Raw genomic sequence first — 8,945 nt, forward strand, 5'->3', positions numbered from 1 at the left:
CAGCTGAGCCGGCCGTTTGGTAAGGCCTTGCTGAACCGCCAGATAAAAAGGCCCGCATGGCAGCCGTCGCACCGATCTCCCGACCAAGCATCGCCTCACTGGAGGCGCCTGGTCTCGCGCATTACCTCGCAATCGGCCTGATTGCCGGCGCCATCATCGCGCTGCAGATATCGGTCATGCGGGTGTTCGCCGTCGGCAGCTGGTCGCATTTCGGTTCCCTGGTGGTCAGCCTCGCCATGCTTGGCTTCTCGCTGTCCAGCGTCGTGATCTTCGCCGGCAAGGACTGGTTCGACAGGCACTGGCAAGGGGCCGCCACGGCGGCGCTGCTGCTGGTCGGCCCGCTTGTCGTCGCCTCCAACCTCGCTGCCCAGACGGTGCCGTTCAACGCCATCTTCCTGGTCTCCGATCCCGAGCAGAAATGGCGGCTGCTGGCCAATTTCCTGCTCTATCTCCTGCCGTTCCTGGCCGGCGCGTTCTTCCTCGGCATCGTCTTCCTGAAAAGCCGCACCGCCTTCAGTCGCGTCTATTTCGCCGACCTCACCGGCTCCGGGCTCGCCGGCCTCGTCGTGCTGGTGTCGATGTATCTGTTTTCGCCTGAAACCATCATCGTCGTGCCGCTGCTGTTGTGGGCCGCCGGTTCGCTGCTGTGGTTCTTCGCCTTCGGCGCCTGGAAGCGTGTTGTCGCCGGCGCGGTTGTCGCGGCGCTGTCGATCGCCGGCTACCTGATGCTGCCCGGCCTGCTCGTCATACCCGACATCGCGGTGTCGCAATACAAGGGCGTCGCCTATGCCCGCAACTTTCCGGACGGCAAGCGCATCTACCGCAGCGTCTCGCCGTTCGGCGACCTGCAGGTCTATGCCAGTTCCTACATGCATTTCGCGCCGGGCCTGAGCGACAATGCCGCCTTCGGCATGCCGGAAGTTCCGGCCAACACCTATGTCGGCATGTATCGCGACGGTGACGGGCCGGAAGGCATCATGCGCAATCTGGCGCCGGCCGAGCAGGTCTATTTCCGCTATCTGCCGATGCACTATCCCTATGTCATCAAGGCGAAGCCCAGGACGTTCGTCGTGCAGTTCGGTGGCGGCATCTCCACCCAGGCCGCGCTCAACGCCGGATCGACCTCGGTGACCGTCGCCGAGAGCAACCCGATGACATTGCGGGCGTTCCGCGACCCGGTGCTGAAGGATGTCACAGGCGACATCCTGGCCGAGCCGCGCATCAAGGTGATCGACTATGACGGGCGTCTGTTTCTCGCCAACACCGGCGAGCGCTACGACGTCATCGATCTCAGCCTAGCCGACAGTGTCGGCCTGTCCAATCCGGGCGGTTTCGCCATCTCGGAGAAATACGCCTACACGCACGAGGCAATGCTGAGCTACATGCATGCGCTGGCCGACGGCGGCGTGCTGTCGGTGACCCTGTGGAACAAGGAAGAGCCGCCGAAATCGGTGCTGAAGCTCTATTCYACCATCGCCGAGGCGGCCCGGACGTTCGACCGCCAAGGTKCGGCCAACGATATCTTCGCCGTGTCGAGCTATCTCTCGACAACCACGGTGCTGTTCAAGCGTGGCGGTTTCAGCGCGGCGGAAATCAAGACGCTGCGCGACTACACCAAGTCGATGTCGTGGGAAGAGGTCTACTACCCCGGCATGCCTTATGACGGCTCGACGGCGCAGAAAATCCTCGACGACTATCGCGCCTCGATCTTTGGCAGCGGACAGGATGCGACGCTGACCCAACCCGCCGCCGATGCGACGGCGCCGGCCGACCCGACCGCTCCCAACGCAGCCTGCGACCCGACCGCGCCGGCCGATCCGACCCTCGATGCCTGCGCCGATGCTGGCGGCGATGCCGGCCCCGACGTGCTGCCGGCCACCGCGCTGCAGCGCATGACCTGGCACGCGCTTTTGACGGGCGGCTGGGCGAAGCTTGCCAGCGATTATGTGTTCGACGTGCGTCCGCTGAGCAACGACCAGCCCTACTTCGCCGCTTATGTAAAGGTCGCCGACCTGCCGCTGACACTGGACCGGCTCGACCTGTTCCAGGACGACTGGGGCTATCTGCTGATCTGGGCGACGCTCGGCATCGCCTGCATCACGGCGGCGTCGCTGGTGCTGCTGCCAGTCATCTTCGGCTGGCRCATCGTGTTCTCGCGCTCGCGTGGCAAGCTAGGCACCATCCTTTACTTCGCTTGCCTCGGCCTCGGCTACATCATGGTCGAGGTCGGGCTGATCAGCCGCTTCACCGTGGCGCTCGCCAATCCGACCGTGTCGGCCTCGGTGCTGATCTCATCGATGCTGGTGTTTTCCGGTCTCGGCAGCCTGTTTGCCGAGCGCATCTTCAACCGCGCCCGGACACTGTTGCCTGTCCTGCTGCTCGCGATCTGCCTGCTGCTGCTGGCTTACGGCTTCACTCTGTCGCCGGTCCTCGACTGGATCGGCGCCTATCCTTATGCCGTCCGGCTGCTGCTCTGCTTCCTTCTGGTGTCGCCGCCGGCCTTCCTGATGGGCATGCCGATGGCAACCGCCATGACCTGGCTGGCGCGGCTGGGCAAGGAGCATCTGTTCGTCTGGGCCTGGGGCATCAACGGCTGCTTTTCGGTGATTGGCTCGGCCGCCGTGCCGATCGTCGCTACCAGCTTCGGCCTCAGCGCCGTGCTGCAATGGGCGGCGATCGCCTATCTCGTCGCCATCCCGGCCTTCTTTGCCGTGCTGTTGCCGTCGAAGGCACCAGCCATCCGGCTGGTGACGGCCTGATGCCCGACCGGCGCGCCATCGTCGCAGGACTGCTGGCCGCGGCGGCGTTCCCGGTAGCGGGCGAGGGCGCGCGCTTGCGCAAGGCCTTGTCGGCCATCGTGCCGTTCAAGACATCACCCTTTCCCTATCGGGGAAAGCTGCCCGATGGATCCGGGCCTTTTCTCGACGTGACATCAAACGGCCGGCGCGGCCACACCTCGCCGCGTGGTGGCATCTACTGGGAAGACGAGACCTATTCCGACCGCAGCACGCTGCTGGCGGCGCCACGAGGGTTCGATCCGGCCAGGCCGGCGGTCATCGTGGTGTTCTTCCATGGCAATGGCGCCACCTTGCAGCGCGATGTCGTCGGCCGCCAGCGGGTTGTCGCGCAGGTCGAAGCGTCCGGCCTCAACGCCGTGCTGGTGGCGCCGCAATTCGCCAGCAACGCGCAAGACTCGAGCGCCGGCAATCTCTGGACGCCCGGTCACTTCGCGATGTTCATGGCCGAGGCAGCGCAAGGCCTGGGCAAGTTGACCGGCGCCAAGGCGGCTAAATTCGACGCTATGCCGGTGGTGCTCGTCGCCTATAGCGGCGGCTACAATCCCGCCGCCTTCGTCCTAGGGAATGGCGACATAGACGGCCGCCTGCTCGGCGTCATCCTGCTCGACGCCGTGTTCGACGAGGCCGACATTTTCGCCAACTGGGCCGCGCGCCACAGGAAGAGCTTCTTCGTCAGCGCCTATGGAAAATCTTCCGCCTCCGGCAATGTGCAAATCAGACAGTTGCTGGCGGGCCAGGGCATCGACGCCAGTTCGGATCCGCCGCGCCGCCTCGAAGCCGGTACCGTCGCCTTGCTTGCCTCTGACGCCGCCCACGACAGTTTCGTCACCCGCGCCTTCGTCGCCAATCCATTGCAATGGTTGCTCGGCCGGCTGCACGGATTTGCGCTTTAAGTCGGGCTCACGCGGGCAGGGCGCCATCGATGCCGATATCGGCAATTGCTGCCAGTTCGGCGGCGACGGCTGCGGCGCGGCGCGCCTTCGGGCTATGCTGTGGCCAGACGAGGCGGCGCCTGATCATCAACGCCGGCACATCCCTTGCAATCTCGATGAGATGGCCGGGATCGAGATGACGCCGTAGCACCAATTCGCTGGCCAGCAATGCTCCCATGCCGGCAATCGCCGCCTGTGCCGCGACGATCGTTAGCCCAAAACGTGGGCCCTGGTCGATGTCTTTCCGTTGCCGGCCGGCGGCAGTGAACCAGTCGCGCCAGGCCGGGTAGACGTYGTCGCCCATCGTCGGATCGATGTGCAGCAGCGGCATGCTGTCCAGCACCTCGGCCACATCCGACCTGATTTGGCCGCGAACCAATGCAGGCGCGCAGGCTGGGATCACCCGTTCGGTGAACAGGTCGAGCGATGCGAGATCCGGTGTTGCGCCCTTGCGATAGCTGATGGCGAGGTCGACACCTTCCTCCAGCATGGTATCGAGCGCAACGGACGCAACGATGCGCACGTCGAGCTTGCCCAGCGCCGCGCGCACTCTGCTGAGGCGGGGCGCGAGCCAGAGCGAGGCGAAGGACGGATCGGCTGAGATGGTGAAGGTCTCGGCCCGTCGTTCGAAGCGCAGCCGCCGCATGCCGGAAGCCAGCGCGTCAAAACCGCGGTCGATGTCGGGCAGGGCGGCCTCGGCGGCGCGGGTCAGCACGATGCCATTGCCTTCGCGCCGCACCAGTTTGACGCCCAGCCGCTCCTCCAGCTGCCGGATCTGATGGCCGATGGCGCCTGGAGTGACGCCCAGCTCCTCGGCAGCGCGCGTCAGGCTACCAGCCCTGGCGGCGGCGAGTAGCGCCCGCAAGGCGGATAGGGGAAGATCCCGGAGTGTCATGGATTGAGTTTAACTCAAAAGTTGGCGAAGGGAACTCGTTTGAATCACCGTTTTCAGGGATCTAAGATCGTTTAAGAAATTCAATCGTAGGGACCGCTGCAATGCTTGACACGCCAAAGCACCCATCAAGGCATTCGACTTCGACCACGCCGATCCGCGCCATGCGTGCCGAAGGCCAGCGCGTCGTCGTCGACCTGGCGGACGGCCGAACTGGAAAGCTTTCGACGCGCTGGCTGCGGCTGGCTTGCGAATGCGATGCCTGTGGCGACACTGTCTCCGGCAAGAGATGGCTGACACCGGCCGATATTGGCGCAAGCGTTCGAGCCAGCTCAATCAATGTCACGGCGGGCGAGGTGGGTGTCGTCTGGGATGATGGCCATGTCTCGCACTTCGGAGCTGAATTCCTGGCAGACCATGCCGGCGCTGGCTCAGGCCCGGCCCGGTTCCAGCCGCAATTGTGGAGCAGCGACCTGACCGCGCGGCTTGGCCGCTTTTCATTCGACGCGGTTGTCGAGGACGACGAGATGCTGTTCCATTCGCTGCGGGCGTTACGCGATCACGGCATCGCGATGCTGACCGGGGTTCCCGCAGAAACGGAAGCGACGGCGCGGGTCGCCGGCCGCTACGGGCCGATCCGCGAGACCAGCTACGGCAAGGTGTTCGACCTGATCTCGCGGCCGGATGCGCGGGTGGCGGGAGAGACGGCTCGGGCGCAGATCCCGCATACGGACGAGCCGTTCCGTTATGCGCCGCCGGGCTTCATCTTCTTCCACGCCATCCGCACCGGTGCGGGCAGCGGCGGCACCTCCCTGATGGTTGACGGCTTCCATGTTGCCGCGCTGATGCGGACGCAGACGCCGGAACTGTTCGATCTGTTGACGCGGCACGGCGTCACCTTTCATCGCGAGCATGCGGGCGAGGTGTTCTTCAGTGCCGAGGCACATGTCATCAGCCTCGATGCAACCGGGGTCGTCACCGGCGTCCGCTACAACGACCGCTGCCTGGCGCCACAGACGGCCTCAGAGGATGAAATCGATGGCGTGATCGAGGCGCTGGCCGAACTGACGCGGCTGATCTGCGATCCGCAAAACCAGTTCCAGCACCAGCTGCAGCCGGGCGAGGTGCTGGTCTTCGACAATCAGCGTGTCATGCATGGCCGCAGCGCCTTCGATCCGATGCTGGCGGTGCGGCATCTCAGAAGCTGCAACATCGACCGCGACGGCGTGCACAGCGCGTTTCGCACGCTGGCCCGCCGGTTTACGCCTGAAGAGGCCGAGACGGTGCTCTATCAGGGCGCGATTTTCTAGCGTCCTGCCGTTGCCCTTAGTTGAACCACAGGGCAAAAGTCAGAAAACCGCTACCGCCGAACTGGCGCTGGATCTGGTTGAATTCGTCGCTGGTCAGGATCTTGCCGCTTTCGAGATAGGGCGCGATGGCCGGGCCGGTGATCGACAGCACCAGGTCGAAGGGTTTTGGCTCGTCGAAGAAGCGCTTCATGTTGATGCCCTTGCCGGTGATGCGGAAATGCGGCAGCAGCAAGCGGCCTTCCAGGAGATCCTCGGCCATGGTCAAGGTGGCGAGCCAGGCCTCGACCTGTTCTTCGCCGACTTCAAGGCCGGTGAGCGGGTTCTCACCCTTCTGCTGCGGTCCCGGCAGCCATTCGCGGTCGTTGTCGGTCTCGGCGCGGATCGCCTTCCAGTCCTCGCGCGACAGCCGGATCATTTCGAGCAGGTGGCGACGCGCCGCTTGCCGGCGCTCGGGTTCGACAACCGGCCAGTTGACCAGATGCACCAGCGAGATGAAATCGGCGATGCGCCATTCCGACGTGAAGATGCTGCTGCCCATGTCGCTGCTCGGCGGCACGAGAATGTCCTGCAACGGCAGTTTGGCGCGCGGGAACAGCATGTGGAATGAGCCGTCGAAGGTGYTCCTGAAATCATGCGCCAGCCAGAAATCGGCCTGCGCCATCAGGAATTCGGCATAGCCCTGCAGCCAATAGCCGTCGGCGCGGTCGAAGCGGAAGGTGAGCGCGGGTACTGCTCCGTCCGGTGCGCTGCCGCCGCGCGACAGCGAGGCCATGATTGCGGCCATGCTCTCATCCGGCGTGATCGCGCCGTCCTCGTTGAGGTCGATGCCGACATGGGTGAGATCAAGCACCATGCCGATATCGGCATCGGCCGGGACCGAGCCCAGCGTTGCGGCGGATTTTTCCAGCCGGTCGCGGAAGCCGACCAGAATGGCGCGGAACTGCTCATAGGTCAGCGGCTCTGGGTTGGGATTGTCCGGCACCGGCAGCCGCATCAATGGCAGCATGAAGGATTGCGGGCTTTCGAAACCATGGCGGTGCAGGCCGCTGGCCAGCAGCTCCAGCGCGGTGAAGAACTCGCCGGCGCCGGCCGCGTAGGCTGACGCCGGATCTTTTGGAGCGGCGGCCTCCAGCGTCGACAGGGCGGTGTCGCGCGCGGCCACGGTCTTGGCCTCGAACAAGGCGGTTGCCGCTTCGGGCATKGCGGCGCGCGCGGACGACAAGGGCACCAGCAGAATGAAAGCGGATGCCAGCAGGCTTGCTGTTCGTGTCATCTTTTCCCCCATGCGTTGGTCGCGTCGGCGAACATACACGCATTTGCAGTGCCGCGCCTCTCAGCGCCGAGGCGCAGACGCACGATTGTCGACGGATGCGCTTCAACCCTCGAGCCCGACGGTCTACACAGGGCAAACGATTGGGCATGGGCGTGTCGAACTATCCGCTTTCCTACAAACTGTCGTGGCTGCCGCGCTTTCTGAAGCCCTCGCTCGGCGGTGATGCCAGTGGGTTCTCGCCGATGGCCGCGACGATGATGACACCACCGCCGAAGCGGGCGGTGCGGCTCGCCTTCATCGGCGACATCTCGGCGGTGGCCAACCGCGGCGCGCCGGACTGCGATCCGGCGATCAAGGCGTTGCTCGGCGCTGCCGACCTGGTGATCGGCAATTGCGAAAGCCCGATCGTGGACGGACCAAGTGCGGTGCTGGGGACAAGACTCGGCACGCACCATGCGATGAGCGAGCGCTTTCTGGTCGAGACGTTGGCGGCCGTTGGCATCGCACACGAAAGGCTCGTGCTGTCACTGGCCAACAATCATGTACTCGACCAGGGCGTCGCCGGTTTCGACGCGACGGTGGCGGCGCTGAAGCGGCTCGGCATCCGCAGCATCGGCCTGGCAGCCAATGGTGCGTTAGTGCCTGTCACCGTCGGCCCGCTGACATTCGGCTTCGCGGCCTTCACGCTGTGGCGCAACGCCGATGAAGACCTGTTTGCCGGCCGCGTGTCGATGGAAAGCGATCCAGCGCACTGGCCGCGCGAAGCCGTCGATCTTCTCTGCGCGGTGCCGCACTGGGATTGGGAGTTCCGGCATTTTCCGCGCGCCAAGACGCAGGCGCTGGCCAGGCGGCTGGCCGGGCAGGGCGTCGGGCTGATCGCCGGCCATCATGCCCATGTCATACAACCGGTGGACCGCATCGACCGGACGCTTGTCGCCTATGGGCTCGGTGATTTCCTCGGCACAGCCCTTGCCCGCCAGCCATGGCCGGGGCGCATTGGAGGAATGTTCATCGTCGATGTCAGTGCCGATGCCGGCACGCGCGGCGCGATCGCGTCTTACCAGTTGCATCCCTTTGTGCGGCTGCGCGCCGGTGATCATGAGCGGCTGCTGCCGGTCGAAGGGTTGACGGGGCGGATGCGCGGCAAGGTCAAGGGCCGGCTGGAGGCGATTTTCCCTTCCCCTAGAAGCGAGGAAGGGGTCACCGCCTAACCGTCTGGCGGCCTCGGCAAAACCGACTATCATGCGCCGGCAGCGGCAGGCTTGCGGGGGGATGGCGATGGAAACAGCGGATTTCATGCCGAGCGAGGCGGTCACGGCCGGCATCCGGAAAGACATCGAGACCCATGAGGCGGCGAGGGCTTCGGCGGTCCGGCAGGTGCGCTGGCGGGTGCCGCTGTTCGTCGGCCTGGTGCTGGTGTTCGTGGTGCTGGTCGCCTGGCTGTTCAACAAGGTCGCCGACCCCAACGAGCAATGGTTCTCGACGCCGCATGTGTTTCTTTATGTCATCGGCTTCGCGGCTTCGATCCTGCTCTACTTCCAGGCCATGAAACCGGCGACGCGGCTGCAGCAATCGTTCCGCGAGACGCTGCTGCCGATCATCTTCGGCTTCATCGCGGACATGCGTTACCAGCATGGAGGCAGGCMGAACTCCTTCGACCGGCTGCCGCGCGAGGCGGTCGGGCCTTTCAACCGGCAGTCGTTCGACGATGTCGTTTCGGGGCGCTACGAGGAGTTTCCG

Annotated in this window: 6 protein-coding genes and 1 pseudogene; 5 read left to right on the forward strand and 2 right to left on the reverse strand. The window is 64.9% G+C overall.

Going from position 1 to position 8,945, the window contains the following annotated elements:
* Positions 1 to 56 precede the first annotated feature (56 nt).
* Both ACXJ7R_RS17715 and ACXJ7R_RS17720 read left to right on the forward strand, forming a co-directional pair.
* Positions 57 to 2,759 carry a hypothetical protein gene (locus tag ACXJ7R_RS17715; protein WP_457152967.1) on the forward strand — a complete coding sequence of 901 codons (2,703 nt, stop codon included), beginning with the start codon at positions 57 to 59 and terminating at the stop codon, positions 2,757 to 2,759.
* Positions 2,759 to 3,691 (forward strand): hypothetical protein, encoded by a 933-nt coding sequence (locus ACXJ7R_RS17720; RefSeq protein ID WP_457152968.1) that lies wholly within the window; start codon positions 2,759 to 2,761, stop codon positions 3,689 to 3,691. The genes ACXJ7R_RS17715 and ACXJ7R_RS17720 overlap by 1 nt, the downstream gene beginning before the upstream one ends.
* Positions 3,692 to 3,698: 7 nt before the next feature.
* On the opposite strand, the gene ACXJ7R_RS17725 is transcribed toward ACXJ7R_RS17720, so the two are convergent.
* Complete coding sequence (locus tag ACXJ7R_RS17725; protein WP_457152969.1) at positions 3,699 to 4,625, reverse strand: LysR substrate-binding domain-containing protein; 927 nt, start codon at positions 4,623 to 4,625, stop codon at positions 3,699 to 3,701.
* A 101-nt stretch (positions 4,626 to 4,726) separates the two neighbouring features.
* Here ACXJ7R_RS17725 and ACXJ7R_RS17730 point away from each other — a divergent pair, with 101 nt between their 5' ends.
* Entirely contained in the window at positions 4,727 to 5,932 is a 1,206-nt protein-coding gene (locus ACXJ7R_RS17730) for a TauD/TfdA family dioxygenase (RefSeq protein ID WP_457152970.1), read from the forward strand.
* A 16-nt stretch (positions 5,933 to 5,948) separates the two neighbouring features.
* Here the strand turns inward: ACXJ7R_RS17730 and ACXJ7R_RS17735 are convergent, their stop codons facing one another.
* A complete protein-coding gene (locus tag ACXJ7R_RS17735) occupies positions 5,949 to 7,205 on the reverse strand; it encodes a hypothetical protein (RefSeq protein ID WP_457152971.1) in 1,257 nt (418 codons plus the stop codon).
* Between the two features lie 152 nt (positions 7,206 to 7,357).
* Between ACXJ7R_RS17735 and ACXJ7R_RS17740 the strand changes: the two genes are divergently transcribed.
* Positions 7,358 to 8,416, forward strand: coding sequence for a CapA family protein (locus tag ACXJ7R_RS17740; protein ID WP_457152972.1), 1,059 nt, complete (start codon positions 7,358 to 7,360; stop codon positions 8,414 to 8,416).
* Positions 8,417 to 8,483: 67 nt separating this feature from the next.
* A pseudogene (locus ACXJ7R_RS17745) lies at positions 8,484 to 8,945 on the forward strand (hypothetical protein); the annotation flags it as partial.

The sequence above is a fragment of the Mesorhizobium sp. P5_C1 genome, from assembly GCF_054049815.1.